Origin of the sequence: Desulfosarcina sp., from assembly GCF_046496365.1 — a bacterium.
Classification (GTDB): Bacteria; Desulfobacterota; Desulfobacteria; order Desulfobacterales; family Desulfosarcinaceae; genus Desulfosarcina.
In genome coordinates this window covers 1-18,717 of record NZ_JAWOHB010000153.1, presented here as the reverse complement: position 1 = coordinate 18,717, position 18,717 = coordinate 1, and the positions used below count along the sequence as shown (strand labels likewise).

14 protein-coding genes are annotated in these 18,717 nt (G+C 52.2%); 6 read left to right on the top strand and 8 right to left on the bottom strand.

From position 1 onward, the window contains the following. Positions 1 to 5: 5 nt before the first annotated feature. From R6V78_RS15100 to R6V78_RS15075, 6 genes are all read right to left on the bottom strand, one after another. Positions 6 to 3,428: an AAA family ATPase gene (locus R6V78_RS15100; protein WP_410290206.1), complete on the bottom strand. Its 3,423-nt coding sequence runs from the start codon at positions 3,426 to 3,428 to the stop codon at positions 6 to 8. After that, positions 3,409 to 4,371: an SPFH domain-containing protein gene (locus R6V78_RS15095; protein ID WP_410290205.1), complete on the bottom strand. Its 963-nt coding sequence runs from the start codon at positions 4,369 to 4,371 to the stop codon at positions 3,409 to 3,411. The genes R6V78_RS15100 and R6V78_RS15095 overlap by 20 nt, the downstream gene beginning before the upstream one ends. 213 nt (positions 4,372 to 4,584) lie before the next feature. Next, the gene (locus tag R6V78_RS15090) at positions 4,585 to 5,616 is read right to left on the bottom strand and encodes a hypothetical protein (protein ID WP_410290204.1); all 1,032 of its coding nucleotides are present in this window, start codon (positions 5,614 to 5,616) and stop codon (positions 4,585 to 4,587) included. A 193-nt stretch (positions 5,617 to 5,809) separates the two neighbouring features. After that, a complete protein-coding gene (locus R6V78_RS15085) occupies positions 5,810 to 6,949 on the bottom strand; it encodes an SPFH domain-containing protein (RefSeq protein WP_410290203.1) in 1,140 nt (379 codons plus the stop codon). A gap of 137 nt (positions 6,950 to 7,086) precedes the next feature. After that, positions 7,087 to 7,770: a hypothetical protein gene (locus tag R6V78_RS15080; protein WP_410290202.1), complete on the bottom strand. Its 684-nt coding sequence runs from the start codon at positions 7,768 to 7,770 to the stop codon at positions 7,087 to 7,089. Positions 7,771 to 7,846: 76 nt separating this feature from the next. Beyond that, a complete protein-coding gene (locus R6V78_RS15075; protein ID WP_410290201.1) occupies positions 7,847 to 8,635 on the bottom strand; it encodes a hypothetical protein in 789 nt (262 codons plus the stop codon). A gap of 366 nt (positions 8,636 to 9,001) precedes the next feature. Between R6V78_RS15075 and djlA the strand changes: the two genes are divergently transcribed. Beyond that, the gene (gene djlA, locus R6V78_RS15070) at positions 9,002 to 9,760 is read left to right on the top strand and encodes a co-chaperone DjlA (protein WP_410290200.1); all 759 of its coding nucleotides are present in this window, start codon (positions 9,002 to 9,004) and stop codon (positions 9,758 to 9,760) included. A gap of 61 nt (positions 9,761 to 9,821) precedes the next feature. Here djlA and R6V78_RS15065 read toward each other — a convergent pair whose 3' ends face one another. After that, on the bottom strand, positions 9,822 to 11,369 hold the full coding sequence (locus R6V78_RS15065) for a putative glycoside hydrolase (RefSeq protein ID WP_410290199.1): 1,548 nt from the start codon (positions 11,367 to 11,369) through the stop codon (positions 9,822 to 9,824). Between the two features lie 617 nt (positions 11,370 to 11,986). Here R6V78_RS15065 and R6V78_RS15060 point away from each other — a divergent pair. Then, positions 11,987 to 12,448: a hypothetical protein gene (locus R6V78_RS15060; protein WP_410290198.1), complete on the top strand. Its 462-nt coding sequence runs from the start codon at positions 11,987 to 11,989 to the stop codon at positions 12,446 to 12,448. 270 nt (positions 12,449 to 12,718) lie between these two features. Here R6V78_RS15060 and R6V78_RS15055 read toward each other — a convergent pair whose 3' ends face one another. Then, on the bottom strand, positions 12,719 to 14,065 hold the full coding sequence (locus R6V78_RS15055) for a sigma-54-dependent transcriptional regulator (protein WP_410290197.1): 1,347 nt from the start codon (positions 14,063 to 14,065) through the stop codon (positions 12,719 to 12,721). Between the two features lie 372 nt (positions 14,066 to 14,437). Between R6V78_RS15055 and R6V78_RS15050 the strand changes: the two genes are divergently transcribed. The 4 genes from R6V78_RS15050 to gmd form a co-directional block, all read left to right on the top strand. Further along, positions 14,438 to 14,722, top strand: a complete 285-nt coding sequence (locus tag R6V78_RS15050; RefSeq protein ID WP_410290196.1) for a ComEA family DNA-binding protein — start codon at positions 14,438 to 14,440, stop codon at positions 14,720 to 14,722. 365 nt (positions 14,723 to 15,087) lie between these two features. Continuing rightward, complete coding sequence (locus tag R6V78_RS15045) at positions 15,088 to 15,666, top strand: winged helix-turn-helix transcriptional regulator (RefSeq protein ID WP_410290195.1); 579 nt, start codon at positions 15,088 to 15,090, stop codon at positions 15,664 to 15,666. 336 nt (positions 15,667 to 16,002) lie between these two features. Further along, the gene (locus R6V78_RS15040; RefSeq protein ID WP_410290194.1) at positions 16,003 to 17,637 is read left to right on the top strand and encodes a Gfo/Idh/MocA family oxidoreductase; all 1,635 of its coding nucleotides are present in this window, start codon (positions 16,003 to 16,005) and stop codon (positions 17,635 to 17,637) included. A 40-nt stretch (positions 17,638 to 17,677) separates the two neighbouring features. Continuing rightward, a partial coding sequence (gene gmd, locus R6V78_RS15035) for a GDP-mannose 4,6-dehydratase (RefSeq protein ID WP_410290193.1) occupies positions 17,678 to 18,717 on the top strand: 1,040 nt, incomplete at its 3' end.

Sequence of the window (18,717 nt, the reverse complement as noted above, 5' to 3'; positions counted from 1 at the left end):
AAAATTTATGATTTCAATCGATTTTTTGATCTCCAGTTGCGCGAACGAGCTCTCTGAATCAAGCGTTTAACCGGGTCGGCCATCCTCGCCAGGGTGGATTCACGCTGGCGAAAAATCTCCTCCAGGGAAAGGTGGGGGTCTTTTGCCGGGCTTCTCAAATACCGGCGCAGGGCCACCAGCCGGTTTTTGATCTCTTTTTCCGCACGTATCCTAAGGATCTCTTTCTTTCTTAGAATATCCTGTTTAATCGCCTCGTCCGGTCGTTGGCCCTGATATTTGCCAAGCTTGTAACGAATCCGGATAGAAATGAGATCCTGCAGCACCTGCTCATACTCAGGATCGAGGCAGATCACTTCCGGAACCAGATCCCCGAAATGGGTTACTCCCAGGATGTCCTTGTCCTGGATCCAGTAGTTGACCAAAAATTCCTGTTCCAGGTCGATATAATTCCTCAGCGGCATGTACATTCGCCGCAGATACATGAGGACCTTCTCCGTTTTTTTCCGCTGCCCGCCGATGATGACCGAACCGCCGACTTCGCCGCGCTTGACACCTTTGGTCCAAGGTGCGCCGGTAATGCCGAAATCGTTGTAAACGGGAATGTGCATCAGCGTCGATAGCGTATTGATGGCCAGGGCGTACCCCGCTGACGGCCCACCTACGCTGTATGATGCGGAAAGCAGCTGGTGATGGATGGTATTTTTGTCCAGAAACTCCCCCAGCAGCCTGGCGGCACTGACTTTGGGGTCCATGTCCTGCAGGTAGTTCTTGACCATGGTCAACGCCTCTTGGGCGCTCTGCTGGGTCATTTGAACCGCCATCTCCATCTGCGCGCCGGCCGAGGATGACGAGGATACCGCACCGGTGACCATCACCTTTTCCGATGACAGGCTATAGGTGAGGCTGGTGGCGATGGGCAGGAGGACGCCGGTGACATCGTTGGCCCCGACCCCGATAATGAACCCGACCTGCGGCTCCTGGCTCAACTCGGCTTCCAGGAACTCGTCCAGCACCACTTTGCCCTTTTTGATGGGGCTTTCCGAGATTTCGTGGCGGGCCGACTTGAGATGACTGGCCATCAGGGGATAGTCGTCGGGTTGTTGAATGGGGGCGATCGCCTTTAATATATTTTCGTAATGTTCCATGAAGCGCTCGGGTTCAGCCCGTATGACTGCTTTCATCTGGTTCTGGCCTTCGAACGCATCCAGGATTCCCATGAGGGTTTTGAAATTGAATTTAACAAAGTTCTGGCGTGTTTTCTCAGGGGCATGCCGGATCTGTCGCAGGCGCATGACCACTTCATACTCGGTATTTCTTAAGGACCTGGCCTTTTCAACAAAGGCGGCATAATCCGCCGGCGTATTGCATACCCCCTTGGCGGCCTCCACAATGCGGTTGGACGTCAGCTCGGCAGACAGCGGAATACCCTCAAGGGCGTTATCCACAATTTGAACGATATCGCCTTTTTTAAGCATGCCCTTGATTTCCAACACCTTAAGACGCTTGGATCGGATCAGGGCCGGGTCGAGAATGTCCAGCCGGTTGGTGGTAAGCACGGTGAACACCTTGTGCAGGGGTGTTTCTCCATCGATAAGGTTTAAAAATTTATTGGTCAGTTTGTCTGACGGATTGCCTCCGGTGCCGCTGCGTTTGGGCGCCAGGGCGTCTCCCTCGTCGAAGAAAACAACAGCCGGAGCAATCATTTTGGCGATGTCGTATACCTTTTCAAGGTTGTCCACGGCACCGTCGACCGGATTAGAAGGGTCCTGAAGGGCACTGGCGCTGGTGGCGATGTCGTGGACCTCGCTGTTCTCGCTCAGCCAGGTTCGCACCAGGAATGTCTTGCCGCTTCCGGGAGGCCCGTTGAGCACCACTCCCTTCTCTTCACTGACGTTATAATAGAGGCAGTTATTGGTCATCTCCGAAAAGGTATCCTTGATGCTGCCCACGTAGGATTCCCATTTAATATCCCGGTCCATGCGGCCGACCACCTTCTTGTAAAGATCACCGTATGAATTTTGAGCCACCAGTTCGAAGGCTTTCCTCACCAGCATGGCGTCATCCAGGTAGACGGATGAGAAATCCTTCTTGAGCTGGATAATGGAGTGAATCAGTTTGCGCACGTAAGAAGGGATTATCTTCAGGGTGCGTGCCTTAAAAATCGAGTAGAGTTTATGCACAGTTGCGGACATATCCTCAGGCGACAGGCATCTGACCGTTTTGCATACATTTGCGTTGTGTTCGGAAAATACCAGAATGTCGTTGCGCAGCATCTCCAGACGCACCACCGCTTTGAGGTTTTCCGGATTGGTCCAGTAGTCCGAGAGGTTGATGATGCTGCCTTTCTCCACAAACCGACGGTAAACCGCGGCGTCGAAGCGCTCGGGCTGATCCGTGGTGGCAATAAGCAGGCAGTCCCGTTTGCCACTGATGATTTCATCCAGTACGATATTGGACGTATCCACCAGGGTCCGCTGCTGACGGGTGACCCCGGAGTCTCTCCCGGTGGCTTTGCCGAAGGCACTGTGGGCCTCTTCGATATGGCGTATCGATGTTTTACGAGGATCGCCCAGAGCCTTTTTAAAATAGTTGCCGGGTTCACCGGCAAGGGCGGTCTGGAAATCATTGGGGGTGACCATGGCAAAGTCAACCCAGATTCCTTGCTCCTGAAGCCTGGAGAGGCTTTGCCCGATTTTTTTTTTCAAGGTTCGCCGCAGCAGTGGAACTTTTGAGAGCCGTTTGTAAAATTTGACCTTTCTTCGTCGGGACATTTCGACGGCCAGTGTGGGATCGATCTCTTCGATGGTTTTCCAAAACGGTTCATCGGCGAGAACCGCCTCTTTTTTCAGCTCAAGATCCACTTCGGGTTGAACGTCGTTGCCGAAAATGATCTGTTCGATAGCCTGGGTTACGGTGGAGGTTTTGCCGCTTCCGGAAGGGCCGACAAACAGCATCAAGGGAGCTTTGGGAACGCTGGCGTCCGAGATGTACTCCTTGCGCAGGTGGGCACGATACACTTTTTCAAACAGGTCGTGGAGTTCGACGGGGATGTGCACATCCACCAGTTCTTTATCCAGAAGGGAGAGCAGATAGCGGTAGTCCCTGGCGGACACCTCCTTTTCCAGTATTTTGTTCCAGGCATCCTGGGGGTTGGTTTGGCCGGAAATTTCAAACCGTTTTTGCCAGTCGGTAAGAATATCCGGGTCTTTGAGAACGTTGAAGTTTTTTTCAGGTGAATCCATGAAAAAGGAGAGAAAGGTCTCCAGAAGATTGTTGATCATGTCCCTGGGCGGCCGATACTGATTCAGACGGGCGCGCATGAAGGCCTTTGTTTCCTGGGGCCACGAAGCCACCAGGTCGTTGATTTCACGGATCCGACTTTCCGGCAGCCGGACGTAGGTAATCTCTCTAGTCAGCCGTCGGGCCATCTTTGCCTCCCGCCACTCGATCGGCGGCATGGAATGCGGGAAGGGTGATCGCCGGGGGGGTGCCCTGGGTATTCTGGATCACCATGGTGTTTTGGCCCTGCTGATGCTTCTCATATGCGGTGGCCCATTTCTGTTGGGTGAGGAACTGGAGCAGCGCGGTGTCGGTGGATCCATCCTCCCGCCCGAGTGCATGCTGCAGGCTTCTGATGCTTTCCAGGTAAGCGGCATACAGTTTGCGGATACGGCTGGCCTCCTGGTCGGCAGCATAATTGTCGGCTTCGGCGATCATTTCCCGGCGTTTTTTTTCCTCCGACGCCTCCACCAGCTTGTCGCCGAATCGGGTTTCCTTGAGTACGAAACTGACCACTTCGATGCCGTATTTCTTCTCTATAGTCGGTCCACCGATATTTATGGGCCGTGATTTCAAGGCAGTGAAAATCACTTCCTTGATGGTTTCCCGGTCGCTGATCAAGCGGTCTACTTGCTGGGCCTGGAGGATATCCTTTACAACACCGTCGTAGTCACCTTGCAGCAAGTCCAGCGGGCTGAGATTTTCGATGGCCCATGTATCGAGATCCCGGATCCGGTAGGTGAGAACACCGGATGTCCACAGGGCGACGTTGCCCTTAGAGATGATCCGCATGGGCTCTGGGGTGCCTCCCAGCTGGAGCGTCTGGTTCATCAGCGGCACCTCCTGCTCAATGCGGGTGAAATAGGGCAGGCGGGCATGCCAGCCCACATCCGTGACCGCCTGACGGATGCCTCCGAATCGCTCCAATACCACCGCATAGTTCATTTTGACCTTGAAAATGGTCTTGGTGGCATAGACAACGGCGATCAGGCCATATGCCAGCCCAACCAAGGTGATCAATGCGATCAGGCGGCGCAGCACAGTTTTTATAAAGGACCGTCGCAGCAATTGAGTGGGTTGCGATGAAACCATATCTGCTCCTTTAATTGCAGGAAAATCACCAACGGGTAGTATCTGTTTCCAGGCGGCACATATTTTGCCAGTGTGGTCTGACGGCTGCCGACGACATCAGCCTATAAAGATGAGGGCTTTCCGATATATAATTGGCGTCATTCAACCATGAAAAAGGTTCCTTTTCAAGGGCAAAGCCATGCTAAAAAAGTGCTGGAACCAGCTCGATCGTTATTAAAGGTTGTCAGCCAAAGCCAGCTGGTTGCGATTGACGGCGATATCGAAGGTCGTCTGGACCAAATCGTGGTGGCGAATCTCGAAAGGAAGGTAGACCAGAAGAAATCGTCTGGGTTTGACCTGAATTTCAGCGATGCCTGCTTCCATCACTTTTTTAGGTCGAATGAAACCGGCAAGGTTCAGTTTCAGGGTTTGGATGGATTCGGACATCGGCAAATTGACTGGGTGCATCGGCCCTTCGGGCACGTCAGCAATCAGATGATCACGGGGTTGAGCAAGCGTGAGATGCTGGGTTAAGCGCAGAAAACTCCGCGGCCGGATCTTGAAGGCCGGACCCCAGAAGTGGTATGGAATCTGATCCCACCCGGGTTGAATCATCTTGGGAAGGTTGGCCACCTTCACCAGATCGGCATAGCAGTCGAGATTGATGCCCGACACGTCGGCCCTGATGCGCCAGAAGGGTAGAAAAATCGTAGCCTCACTTTTAGCTCCCGGCAGATGGGCCACTTTAACCCGGGTCAGCCCCTGTTTTGCAGTCTGCCACATGGATCGGCAGTTTTTGCAATGCAAGACCAGTGCATCCCGGTGCCCCTGCAAGTCCCAAGCGCAGTTGGGGCAAAGGGAGGGGATGAAGCGGATACGCCAGTCCGCCGGGCCGCCGGAGAATTGGCTCACCTCACCCGTCTCATCCAATTCTCCGGACACCGGTTGATTTAACACGGCATCGACTATGGTTTTGCCGACGTAAAATGGGGCGTAAATCAGGCTCAGCGATTCACCGATATGGGATTGGTGCAAAATCGGCCGGGGCATGTTCCGGTTGACCTGCGCAAGAAACGTTTCCATCGCCTGGCCCAAGGGCAGGGTGGGTTTTAGAAACCGCCCCCTGGTTTCCGGACTCACAAAACGAAGCTTCATGGCCTGGCTGCGCAAACCTACCGTGACGGGAAAAAGTGGCGATTGCACGGCCTGCTGGCTGATATCCAGAAACCGATGCTGGATACCGGACAGCAGGCAGGAAAAAAGCATGCCTTTGAATCGCCAATAGGGAAAGTAAACCAGTTCCCGACCCTTGGGTGCATTATGCGGCAGCAGATAACGAAAATAGCTACTCTCAATAAGATAGGAACTAACCTTGCAGAAGGCACACTGAAACAGGCGATCCGTTTCATTCAGCTCTGCCGGCGCGCCGCATTGGGGGCATTGATGGTCGATGACAAAATTAATATTTTTCTCCGCACTGGTTACAGAATTTGGACCCGGCCAGGTTTTCGGCACCGCACTTCTCACAAAAGACCGGCTTGGGTTTTTCTTCAGATGGATGACCGCAGCGGGAGCAGAATTTCGCATTGGGGGCCAGGTTCTTCCCGCAATGGCTGCACTGAATGAAAACCAACTGCTGATGGCCGCACATGGGACAGAACTTGGCCGATACAGGAATGCCGGATCGGCATTCTGGGCAGATGGCCGGTTCGTCCACAGCCGCCATGCCGGCGCCTTGCGGACCCTTTCCGGCCGAATTGAAATACTGGGCAAACATGGCCGGCATCATCAGCCCTAAACTGGTTCCCATGCCCATACTTCCTTCGCCATCGGCTTCCGAGGCCTTTTCCATGGCCATGGCCGATTTCATCTGCATCAGTTTGTTCATGTCGTCAAATACACCCAGGCGACTGCGGTCGTCGATGGCTTTTTGTACATCCGGCGGGGGGGTGATGGCATTCATGTACAGATGGGTCAGGCCCATACCGAAATGTTGGAAGTCATCGTGGAGCCGTTTGGACAGACCTTCGGAAAGCTCGTCGTACCTGGCCGGCAGATCGAGGATGGAATCAATGGTTTCCCCCATGTAATCATTGAATCGCGAAACGATGACCCGGTTCAGGTACTCCTCTATTTCTTCAGTGGTGAACATACCCTGGGTGCCGACCATGGTGTTGATGAACAGCACCGGCTGAACGATCCTCAGATTGAACACGCCAAAGGCCCGCAGCCGGATCAATCCCAGTTGGTTATCTTTGAATGCAACCGGATCACGTGTTCCCCATTTGAGGTTGGTAAACACCTTCATGTTGACGAAATACATTTCCGCGCGCAGCGGACTGGTCATGCCCCAGGGAAGACTGACGATTTTGGTGAGAATGGGAATATTGCCCGTTTTGAGGGTATGGCGTCCGGGACCAAACGCTTCGACGGCTTTGCCTTTGTAGAAAAAAACACCCGCCTGGCTCTCCCGAACGGTTAGCTGTGCCCCCCATTTGATCTCTCCCGAGCCTTTTTCAGGCAGCCGATGGACCAGTTCTTTGCCGCTTTCGTCGAACCACTCCAGATTCTCAAGAAATACCCGGTTGTCACCTTGCATAGGCCGATTCTCCTTATCGATAAATGAGTCTTGATCCTTATTATCGGATGTGAATTGGAAAACGTGAGCGCTGGCGTCTTTACCGGCAGTTTTTTATTGAAATAATTCCATCATGGGTTGATCAACATGTGCAGCAATCATTGGGCGGGAGGTTTGGATGCCGGTTGTGACTGCGGTGAATCATCCAGGGTCTCTTCGGCAACCGGAGGTGTCGTTGCGGGAGAAGGTGCCCCAACTGCAGGGGGATTCGTGCCTTGGGGAAGTCCTTCGGAATCTGTGCCAGAAGGCACGGGAGCCGGCTCGGTTGATGTTTTGGGCAATTGGATAGCCGGTGTTTGATCCGGCGCTGGCGGCGCGTTTGTGGGATCGGTCTGCTCAGGGGAGGGTGACGCCGGCGATAAAACGGTCGGCGCGGAAGACGCTGGAGATGTCGCTAGCATGGCCTTGAGTTTGGCGACGGTCTGCTTGGAAATTTCCAGATCGGTTTTGGCACCTTCGAGATCCTTAATGGCTGCGGACAGCTGTCGGCGGAGTTGTTCGACGGCTGTTTTTTCTTCACCCAGAGCCTGCTGCGTCTTTTCAAGAGTGATCGTGGCGGTTTTAAGTGCGGTTTCCAGCTCCTGGTTCAAAGCCCCTTTTTCCAATGTGGCGGTTTCTTTTTCGGCTTTCAGATAATTGGCCTGTAGGGTGGCAAGTCGGTTGCCGAGGATCATGGCAATCAACGCAAAGCATAGGGTCAACGCGGCAAAGGCAAGGGTGAAGTTATGTAAAAGCATGCTGGGACCGGCGTTTTTTTTCTGGGTGGCGATATCAGCAGTCATGGGCACTTTTCCGAATATAGGGTTGATGGTTATGTCGATTGAGGCCTAATCATGTCGGGGGGAATGAGATGATGCCTCACCCGTCAATGGTGCCGACGACCACGGTCAAGGACCATTCTCTGTATTTGCTGTCTATCTTCGCGGAAACCTCCATGCCGATGGTTGAAAATACCCGCTGCAGGAATGAAGCGTATGAAGGCGCCGTTTCCTTGCTGTTAACCACCAGCATGATGCCCTTCGGAGGCGTGGAAAATGCGCTTTGGGCAACTCCGTTGGTTTTCCAGCCGTCGGCGGTCAGAATTTCCTCAAACTGCCTGGCCGTCAGTTCAGATATTTGATCACCCATCACGTAAAAAATATCCAGGTTGCCCTTGGGACCCGGATCAAGCAGATCGATCAACTGTTCACGCTGCGTTTCCGAAAGGCCGCCCTCCGGTTCCAGTTCCAGTTCCAGTTCCAGGCCCGGTGTTTCGGCCGTTTCGGTCTCCTCACCATTTTTTTCTGCCTGAACCTGATGGGCTTTAATGGCTGCTTCAGCAATTTCCAGTCTTTTTCTGGCATCGAACAGCGCTTGGCGCAGCTCTTCGGTGGAGGATTTGCTGGTTTTTAATTTGAGTTGATTGATATCCTGATACTGCTGGGTTTCAAGCAGTTCCCTACGAATCTCCTCAGCGGTCTTTTCCAATGATTTTGTTCGTTTGTGGGAGGATTCGAGTTTCTCATGGAGCCGGGTGATGAGGGTTTTGGATCTGCCGGCGGTAAGATAGACCATAATACCCGTCAGCACCGCAAAAACCAGCGTGCCCGTCAGCATCCAGGTATTCAGCGCTGCAACGGGTTCGATGTGGGTCCACCATGACAGCATACGCGCCAACCTTTCGTGGAGTCGGTAGATGGGAAAGTGTCTGGAAGTTTAACAAGTATCGATAATACAAAGAAAATCAATATAATTCAAGCTATTTTTGACTGCACATCGGCCTGGGGACGTCGCCATGACCTTGTCAAAGACCGAGCCTGGATGCCTACCGGCGCCTCTGTGCTCCGCAGCTGCGTTTGTGGCGTGTCTGTATGGGCTCGCTTTCAAGGGTACACGGTTTTCTGAGGTACGTTGACGGGACCCTGGTGACATTTCACCCAGCAGTTGGCAACTGCTTTGTTTTATGCTACACGAAGAACGCTTTTTTCGTGCGCGAAAGAACCACGGTTGCAATTGAATCAGGAGATATCGTCCATGGGATGGATGGGTAAAGTGGTAGGTGGAACCATCGGCTTTGCGTTGGGCGGACCACTGGGCGCCATATTCGGAGCCGCGTTCGGGCATGTCTTCGATGCAGATGCCGCGCTTGATGCGGGCAGGATTCACCAACGGCTTTCAACAATCGAACAGCACCAATTGACCTTTTTTGTGGCGGCTTTTTCCATGCTGGCCAAGCTGGCCCAGACAGACGGGAGGGTGACAAGGGAGGAGATCGATTCCATCACCGGTTTCATGGAAAACGATCTGCGGTTGGACCCCCAAAGCCGAAACGCAGCCGTTAATATTTTCCGAACCGCCTTGAATTCGCCGGTGACATTTGACGATTTTTCCAAGCAGTTTTACAGTATGTTCCATAACCAGCCCCAAATGCTGGAACTGATGATTGACATTCTCCTGCGCGTAGCGGTGTCTGACGGCAGCATGAACCATGCCGAGGAGCGGTTGATCCTCTCCGCCGTGCACACCTTCAACCTATCCAGTTCCGTTCGTTTTGAACAGTTGAGGTCACAATATGTCCAAACGGCGGATAAAGCCTATGCGTTACTGGGGTGCCTTCCGGGTGATTCCGACGATGAAGTCAAACGCTGCTATCGGCGGCGGGTACAGGAGTATCATCCGGACAAGATCGCCGCAAAGGGACTGCCTGAGGAATTTACCCGCTTTGCCCAGGACAAGTTTCGCGAGATTCAGGACGCCTGGGAACAAATCAAAACTGCTCGGGGCATCAAGTAGCGCGGGTGGCGGGTGGGACCCTATTGGCAAAACTGGCATTGCCCCCCACCACTGAGCGATCTCATCGCGTTTGCGGCCCGATGGTTTTCCGCGAAAGCAGATAAACATCCGCGTTGATGGCCGGATCGCGTGTGGTGCCGAAAAGGCTTTCGGCGATGGCCGCCATGGTCATGGGGTCTGGTTTGGTAACAACGCCCGCGTCTCCCACAACAATCTGCCGGGCGGTTTCGGCATAAAGATCCAAGCGGTGCTGGGGAATTGCCTCGGTGGAAAAGGTGCAATCCCGGGCCCAATCGATATAGATGGGTTCGGGTCGCATCCGGCGTGCATCTTTACCGATATCACTGCAGAGCAGATCGCTGAGAAGCTTGCGTTTGGTGTAAGGTTCGGCATCCGGGTTAAACGGAATCGATCGGATTTTCAGGATATGATCCATGAGCCCCTCTTCGAGGGTCGCCAGTATGGCAGCCGGTGAGCCATAGGGTGATGGTTTTCCATCAACAGACGATTCGAGGGAGAGAATCGAATAACCCATTTTAAAACTGGTGTAATTTACGACTGCGCGATGCCCGCGTATTGATCGATCGTCCTGCAGCACGAGATCGGCCAGCACCGGGTAAAATTTTGGTCGGGGCAGACATATACCGGCTCGATCAGCCAAAGCCTTGTAAGATAAGCCATAGCTCCCGGTCGGGCTCCAGATCGACCACGTGCTGCCGGCGGCGTTTTCGATGCCATCAATCTGGGCCACGATATCCTGAAAGGTGTACCAGAATCCCTGAACCCAGGGTCGAATCGGTTTGTCGGTACGCTTCATCATGCTGCGCATGCTGGCTTGCATGATCATTTCAGGGAACGCTCCCGGTGATTTTTTTCCCAGGAAACCGGAGGGGAAGTGGGACGGATAAAACATGGGACAGATAACGTCGAGGTACGGGGCCATTTTTTCCAAGACCTGCCCAATGCCGAAGTCATCCGTTTTCCAGGCGGTCAATCCGAAAATATCAGCGGAGATGCACACCCCTAAAGGCTTTAATTCACGATGGGCCTTTTCAAGAAAGCCTTGGATGCATTCTGATTTGGAAAATCCGGGCAAGGTGTTGGGGTATTTGATGGCGGAAAGGTCCCCGTCGCTGGGAAATCGGACATAGTCAAACTGGATCTCATCGAACCCAATTTGGGCCAGTTCTTTGGCCAGGGCAATGTTGTAGTCCCAGACCCGGTTGTCACTGGGATTGGACCAGTGAAGATTGTTGGCGTCTGTCCAAGGTGTATCCGTGGAGCGATCCAGGACACTCAGCTCCGGCATTGCCGCTGCCAGGCGGTGGTCGGCGAAGACATCCAGTTTGGCAATGGTGCGGATATTGTCTGCTTTCAGCCGGGCGACGTGCTTTTCCAGGCCTGAGTGCGTGGCCCCGACGTTCAGGTCGATGGCAACGGGATTGTCTGAAGGCCATAACAACCTGCCGGTGGGGCTCTTTACGTGCAACACGACCGCATTAACCGGCGTTAAACCGGCATAATGGACAATTTCATCAAAAGTGCGCTGGGTGATTTTGTGTGGTGGAATGTATAACGCGTTAAAGTGGTCTTTGTATGTCTCAGCCATTGCCTGGTCCATGCATGCGGGTGCGATAAGAATGCAGGTCGAAGCGGCCAATATCCATAAACGGTATAAGCGGGTGGTTGAAGCCAAATGCCCAATAATCCTTTCTCAGCCTCAAGATTGCCGGATGGCTGATTGTGGTGCTGTGTTTTCGATCGCCTTGGTTGTGCTACAAAGCGGTTATCGGCATTTTTATGATTTCATGAACCCGGATTTTCAAGGCGAGCCTGTTCAACGATCGACACACTGCCTGGATGGGTCAAAGGGCCCGCCTTGCCAGTCGAGAGTTTGCCAAGGCTGAGGCTGTGAATGGCAAAAAATGCCGTCGAGCGGGTTAAATTTTGCCGGAAGGGCACGCGGGATTGGTGTTTTCAGTCGTCGGGAAAGATCGAACCCTCCCCGCGGCAAGCCTCGGGGAGGGTTCGATCGGGTTTATTCATCCGATCGTTTCGTTTTTTTTAAAATGTTGCATGATCATTGCTTAAATGCATTTAGCACCACGGTGACGGGGAACACGACCACGCCCGGGGGGCAGTCCATGCGCCGATGGTATGGCCGGCACCTCTGGTGGTTGGCATGTGAAGATAAAAAACGAACATGTAGTCGATCAGGAGGTGAACATGGTAACTGTCGATCCCGATAAACCGATTTTGAAGGCCACTGAACTGAAAACTACGGCCGGTCGGATTGAAACACGGCGGGATGAATTTGGTTCGGTTTTCCGCGAGGCGATGGCGTCAGCCCAAGTCAAGGGCATAGAGCTGGAATCGACACCGGTCATGTCCGAAATCCGCCCTGCCCGTTTTTCGGCTGAAATGCCGCCGCCAACCCGCACGGTTGACCGGGTCCAGCAGTTGATCGATACGATGGATGCCTATCAGCAAAAACTGGGTGCCAGCGAGGCCACGTTGAAAGATATCCAGACACTGGTGCGGAAGATGACCGTCCAACACGATTCACTCACTGCTGTGTCGAATGACCTGGGTGAACAGGAAAATCTGGGAACCATCGTCAATCATTCGCTAATGCTCGCATCCATGGAGATCGCCAAATTCAACAGCGGTTACTATAATGATCAATGATGCAGCCGGGAAAGGTTGGAGATCAAGGCTTGATGGCCTCGTAAAAAGTTCCCGATGTGTCATTCCCGCGAAGGCGGGAACCTATAACTATTTGAAACTTATGGATCCCCGCCTCCGCGAGGATGACAATAAATCTGAGATTTCGACTTTTTACGACTCCGTCAAGGCTTGCGAATCCGGAGGAATGCGGTGCACTTAACGTACGCCGCAGTGGCGGGGGATGACGCGTAACGCAGATATTGGACCTTTTACGGTGCCGTCAGAAATGGTTCAACTCAGGTTGTAACTGGTCATCTTGCGATAAACGGTTGTCGTATTGATCCCCAGCAGTTTTGCCGCTTCGGCCTTATTCCCGTTGCATTTTTGCAGGGCCTGCTGAATGGCGTTTCTTTCGATTGATTTCAGATTAAGATCCACATCTGCAGCCGTTGTTTTTGGTGATTGCTGGGCGATTTCATTGGGCAGGTCATTCACATCCAATCGGTCTTTCGCACCCAGTGCGAAAGCTCTTTTGATGACATTTTCTAGTTGTCTGACATTTCCTGGCCAGTGATACCCCATCAACCGGCCCATGGCTTCCGGGCTGACTCCCGACACCGCCGTTTTACCCGTGCGCCTGTGCTTGGCCATGAAGTGGTTGACCAGCAAGGGGATATCTTCGCGCATTTCCCGCAGGGGCGGCATGGTGATGGAAACCACGTTGAGCCGGTAGAACAGGTCCTCTCTGAAAACCTTATTCTGGATCGCCTGATCCAGATTTTTATTGGTGGCGGCAATCACACGCACATCGACTTCGGCTTCCCGGGTATCGCCGACGGGGCGCACTTTTTTTTCCTGCAGGACGCGCAGCAGGCTGACTTGAACCGCCGGTGACACCTCCGCTATTTCGTCCAGGAAGATGCTTCCCCCGTCAGCCGCTTTGAACAATCCAATGGAATCTTTCAAGGCACCGGTAAACGCACCCTTGACATGCCCGAAAAGTTCTCTTTCCAAGAGGCTTTCGGCGATTGCCCCGCAGTTGATCGGGATAAAAGGGCCATTTTTTCGGTCGCTGTTGTTGTGGATGACGTTGGCAGTCAGCTCTTTTCCGGTTCCGCTTTCACCTTCGATCAAGACGGTGGGGCTGCCGAAGCTGATTTTATCGATGATTGCGTAAAGGTTTTGCATTTTGGGGGACATGCCCACCAGTTCATCGTATTTGTAGCGCTCCTTTAGCCTGCTGCGGATCAGTTGGTTCTCCTCCTTCAGTTCCAGCTTTTCGACGATGCGGTCGATCAGGATTTTAAAGCGGTCTAAGTTGATCGGCTTTTGGAGGAAATCATAGCTGCCCATCTTCATGGCCTGGATGGCGGATTCGATGGTACCATAACCGGAAACGATGATGACATCTGATTCCGGAGAAATTTTTTTAATCTGCTTCAACAACTCCATGCCGCTGATCTCCGGCATGATCAAATCCGAAAAGATAATATGATAATGATCTTCCCGGATCATGTCGATGGCCTTCAGACCGCTTGATTGCGTGGTGACATTGAAGCCGCAACGCGTCAAAAACTGATCCACGATCGACAGGATCTGCGAATCGTCGTCGACAAAGAGAATTTTATAATTTTTCATAAATATTTTTGACAGTGGTTTAAAATAGTAGACACGTTATGCGATTTAATTCGGTTGATTCAGCGCGATGCATTTACTCAGACAAAGAAAAAAAAGTTAATATTTAATATATAATAAGGCATGTTATGTCATAGCCAGCCAAGACAAGTCAAGGGATCAATGGGCGAATGGGTTCTTTTTTTAAAAATGGTACCAAATCTGCTTTATCATGCTGCAAACGATTTCCATGATATACCTTTTTAAGCTCATCTGTGCTCCCGTTACCGACCGGGACTGAACTGAACACGCAATTGTTCCATCTGTATAATTGGACGCGATTTTGCCATGACTCACATGGTAAAACAACCATCATTTACCTAAAGGAGGGCTCATATGCCAAGTTTACGTAAAAAATTGTATTTTGCTGTTCTGGTTTCGTTGGCAGTCATTTTCACTGGTACCTGTTGTGCAATCGCCATGGAGAAGATCAATATCAACACCGCATCCGTCGAACAGCTGATGCAACTTGACCGGGTGGGCGCAAGCTATGCCCAGCGGATCGTGGAATACCGTGAAAAATATGGACCGTTCCAGGCACCGGAGGATATTATGAAGGTCAAGGGAATCGGCATGAAAACTTGGGAGGCCAACAAAGACCGGATTGTGGTGCAGCCTTAAACCGTGTCTGCCCACAAATTGGCAGATCGACCATTTATGGCTGATTCCTAAATGCAAACCAACCCGCCGTTGCAGTTCGCCGTTGGTTCCCGGCAGGCTGCAGCGGCCTTCTTTTTTTGACAAAAGCGCAACGATCCCATATCCGGGATTTTGCCCGAACTCAGCCTGATCCGCGTAAATCAACACGATCAATCTTTACGATTGACTCCCGTCAGTTTTTGTGTTCAATAATTGAACGCTACACGCGCCACATCAAAACAATTGACTTCATTTCCTACCAGATATTGGCACATCCCTGATGTAACCGAACCGGCGGAGCTATAGAAAAACCAAGCGACATCGGTTGTTATACGCAACCGTAAAATATGGAATCGAAAAGCCTCAAGACCTTACAACTCCTGGAAGCCATCGCCGAGGATAAACCGACATCCCAGCGCGAACTGTCGGATTCCCTGCAGATATCGCTCGGGTTGGTCAACTCGTTTATCAAACGCCTGGTGAAAAAGGGGTATTGCAAGGTTACCACCATCCCTAAAAATCGCGTGAAGTATATTCTGACGCCGGCAGGTGCCATGGAAAAAACCCGCCTGACCTACGAGTATATTTCTATCTCCTATAACTATTTCAAAAGAGCCAGGAACCGGTTGCAGGGGCTTTACGATGAACTGCAACACCAAGGTAAAACCCGGATCGTCTTCTACGGAACCGGGGAAGTCGCCGACATCGCATATCTGTCCATGACAGGGACGGATCTGGATTTGGTTGATGTGATCGATCCTGAAAAGGTGGGGCAGCAGTTCGGCCGCCATGTCATCAGGTCCTGCGCGAACATCAACCGGGAAGATTTCGATATACTTCTGGTCACCGCTGTCGGCGAGCATGCAGCGATTCTGAGTTTGATGGAACATGCCGGCGTGCCGGCGAACAAAATAAAATTCTTTTAACCCCGCGGGAGATGGTGTCGTCATCGCCAAACCAGCCGAGACCTATTACACCCTTGCCCGTGAAGCGCTACTGGCAGGCAAGCCGGTCTATGTCTAAAAGCCATTGGTCCTCATTCTGGGGAACATCCGGATTCTTTTGCGGAGGAGCGTGGCAAGCACCTGGAGAGCATTGTATCCAGGCATTTACGGTAGCAGACCGAAGCAATCTTTTTTGCACGCAATGGCTGGGAATGGGGTTTCGCTTTTTTCGAGTCGGGTCGTCCGCCCACACTCGTGCAGGTAACCCAACACCTATTGCAACGAATCAGTGATTAGAACTTCATGGAAGGAAAAATGATGATGGATAAAGATATGCAAAATGTTCCTTCCATTGCTGTAATCGGTTCAGGCTACTGGGGAAAAAACCTGATCAGAAATCACCATGAGATTGGATCGCTGAAAATGATCTGCGATAAAAATGAGACCTCACTAGAAGCCTTCAAGGCGCAATACGCAGATGTGGATACGTGTTTGGCGGTAAACGATGTGTATGGTGATCCAGGCATAGATGGTGTTGTCATTGCAACGCCTGCTGAAACCCATTACGCGATTGCCCGTGAAGCCTTGCTTGCGAACAAACATGTATATGTTGAAAAACCCCTGGTTCTTGAAGAAAAGGATGCCGAAGATCTAATCCGGATCGCCAGAGAACGTAAATTAATCCTTATGGTCGGTCATCTGCTTCAATATCACCCCATTTTTATGAAATTAAAGGAGATGGCTCACAACGGTGAACTGGGGCGTATCAATTATATCTATTCAAACAGGCTCAACCTGGGGAAAATCCGTCGTGAAGAGAATATTCTCTGGTCGTTTGCACCGCACGACATCTCAATGATCCTCGCTTTGGCCGAAGACGAACCGGAATCCGTATTGGCAATTGGCGGCTATTACCTTCACAAGAAAATTGCTGATGTGACCACAACGCATCTTGAATTCAAATCCGGGATGCAGGCGCATGTGCATGTATCCTGGCTGCATCCGTTCAAGGAGCAGAAGCTGGTGGTGGTGGGTGATCGAAAAATGGCCGTGTTCAACGACACCAAACCATGGGAGGACAAGCTCTGGCTCTATGCCCATGAAATTAAGTGGGAGCATAACATTCCGGTTCCAGCTGTAGCCGAACCGGAAAAAGTAGGTGTCCCGCAGCAAGAGCCGTTGAGACAGGAGTGCGAACACTTTCTTCAATGCATCGCCACCGGTGAGCCGCCGATCACCGACGGAAACGAAGGCCTTCGGGTGCTGCGGGTGTTGAAAGCCAGCCAGCGGTCGTTGGACGCCAAGGGGACCCCTTTTCAACTCGTGTCAACTTCGGATACGGGTCGCAGGCAGGTTGCCTTAGCAGTGGAGAAGGGCTATTTCGCGCATAACTCAGCGGTTGTCGATGATGGCGTCTCGATAGGCAAGGGTACCAAAATCTGGCATTTTTCGCATGTATTGAAAGGATCTATAGTCGGCGCAACTTGCAATATCGGCCAAAACGTGGTGATCGGGCCGGATGTATCCATAGGCAGCGCATGTAAAATACAAAACAACGTCTCTGTTTACAAAGGGGTTACCCTGGAAGACGGTGTGTTTTGCGGGCCCAGCATGGTGTTTACCAATATCTACAACCCGCGTGCTGAAATCCGTAAAATGGATCAGGTGCGTCCAACCCTCGTGAAGAAAGGCGCGACGCTGGGAGCCAATGCGACCATTGTCTGCGGTACCACCATCGGACGCTACGCATTTGTGGGCGCGGGTGCGGTGGTCAACAAAAACGTTCCGGACCATGCCCTGGTGGTAGGCAACCCGGCTAGGCAAATTGGCTGGGTTTGCACATGTGGGGAACGACTTTCAGACGATCTGGAATGTCTCGCCTGTGAAATATGTTTCCAAAAATTACCGGATGGCCTTAGACCTATTGCCGATGGAATAATAAACGACCGGTAATGGCCGATAAGCTCATATTCTTTTAAAATCAGGATATTCCATGAAACAGAAAACCGCACTGATCACAGGAATTACCGGGCAGGATGGTGCCTATCTGGCAGAGTTGCTGCTCGAAAAGGGATACGAGGTCCACGGCATCAAGCGGCGGGCTTCTTTGTTCAATACCGACCGAATCGATCATTTATACGAAGACCCGCATAAACAGGGACGCAAGATGATCCTGCACTACGGGGACCTCACGGACGCCACGAATCTTATCCGCGTGCTGCAGCAGATCCAGCCGGATGAAGTTTACAACCTGGCAGCCCAAAGTCACGTTCAGGTGTCCTTTGAGACGCCCGAGTACACGGCGGACGTCGATGCCCTCGGCGCGATGCGTCTGCTCGAAGGGATCCGTTTGCTGAGGCTCGAGAAGAAGACCCGATTCTACCAGGCCTCCACATCGGAATTGTACGGCAAGGTCCAGGAAATCCCCCAGACCGAAAAAACGCCTTTTTACCCCCGATCACCCTACGCATGTGCCAAGCTTTATGCGTATTGGATCACGGTGAACTATCGCGAGGCCTATGGGATTTATGCATGCAATGGCATCCTGTTCAACCACGAATCCCCCATCCGGGGAGAGACATTTGTCACCCGGAAAATCACACGGGCGCTGTCACGGATTTATCTGGGGCTGCAGGATTGCCTCTATATCGGGAACCTAAATGCCCTTCGCGACTGGGGACATGCCCGGGATTACGTAAAAATGCAGTGGCTTATGCTCCAGCAGGAGATTCCCGACGATTTCGTCATCGCCACCGGTGCGCAGCATTCAGTGAGAGAGTTTATCGAGCTGACAGGCAAGGAAATAGGGATTGCCATTGGATGGGAAGGGGAGGGGATTTACGAAAAAGGGATCAACCGAGCCAACGGGAAAACAATTGTCGCTGTTGATCCAACCTATTTCCGACCCACTGAAGTCGAGACCCTGCTTGGCGATCCGACAAAGGCAAAAGAAAAGCTGGGATGGGAACCGGAAATTTCCTTTGAAGCCCTCGTTCGTGAGATGGTCAGGGCAGATCTGGAAGCGGCCAAACG

What these genes read in the sequence shown, in the direction of transcription:
- R6V78_RS15100 (WP_410290206.1), bottom strand. Translation starts at nt 3,428, where the DNA reads ATGGCCCGACGGCTGACTAGAGAGATTACCTACGTCCGGCTGCCGGAA.
- R6V78_RS15095 (WP_410290205.1), bottom strand. Translation starts at nt 4,371, where the DNA reads ATGGTTTCATCGCAACCCACTCAATTGCTGCGACGGTCCTTTATAAAA.
- R6V78_RS15090 (WP_410290204.1), bottom strand. Translation starts at nt 5,616, where the DNA reads ATGCTTTTTTCCTGCCTGCTGTCCGGTATCCAGCATCGGTTTCTGGAT.
- R6V78_RS15085 (WP_410290203.1), bottom strand. Translation starts at nt 6,949, where the DNA reads ATGCAAGGTGACAACCGGGTATTTCTTGAGAATCTGGAGTGGTTCGAC.
- R6V78_RS15080 (WP_410290202.1), bottom strand. Translation starts at nt 7,770, where the DNA reads ATGACTGCTGATATCGCCACCCAGAAAAAAAACGCCGGTCCCAGCATG.
- R6V78_RS15075 (WP_410290201.1), bottom strand. Translation starts at nt 8,635, where the DNA reads ATGCTGTCATGGTGGACCCACATCGAACCCGTTGCAGCGCTGAATACC.
- djlA (WP_410290200.1), top strand. Translation starts at nt 9,002, where the DNA reads ATGGGATGGATGGGTAAAGTGGTAGGTGGAACCATCGGCTTTGCGTTG.
- R6V78_RS15065 (WP_410290199.1), bottom strand. Translation starts at nt 11,369, where the DNA reads ATGGCTGAGACATACAAAGACCACTTTAACGCGTTATACATTCCACCA.
- R6V78_RS15060 (WP_410290198.1), top strand. Translation starts at nt 11,987, where the DNA reads ATGGTAACTGTCGATCCCGATAAACCGATTTTGAAGGCCACTGAACTG.
- R6V78_RS15055 (WP_410290197.1), bottom strand. Translation starts at nt 14,065, where the DNA reads ATGAAAAATTATAAAATTCTCTTTGTCGACGACGATTCGCAGATCCTG.
- R6V78_RS15050 (WP_410290196.1), top strand. Translation starts at nt 14,438, where the DNA reads ATGCCAAGTTTACGTAAAAAATTGTATTTTGCTGTTCTGGTTTCGTTG.
- R6V78_RS15045 (WP_410290195.1), top strand. Translation starts at nt 15,088, where the DNA reads ATGGAATCGAAAAGCCTCAAGACCTTACAACTCCTGGAAGCCATCGCC.
- R6V78_RS15040 (WP_410290194.1), top strand. Translation starts at nt 16,003, where the DNA reads ATGATGGATAAAGATATGCAAAATGTTCCTTCCATTGCTGTAATCGGT.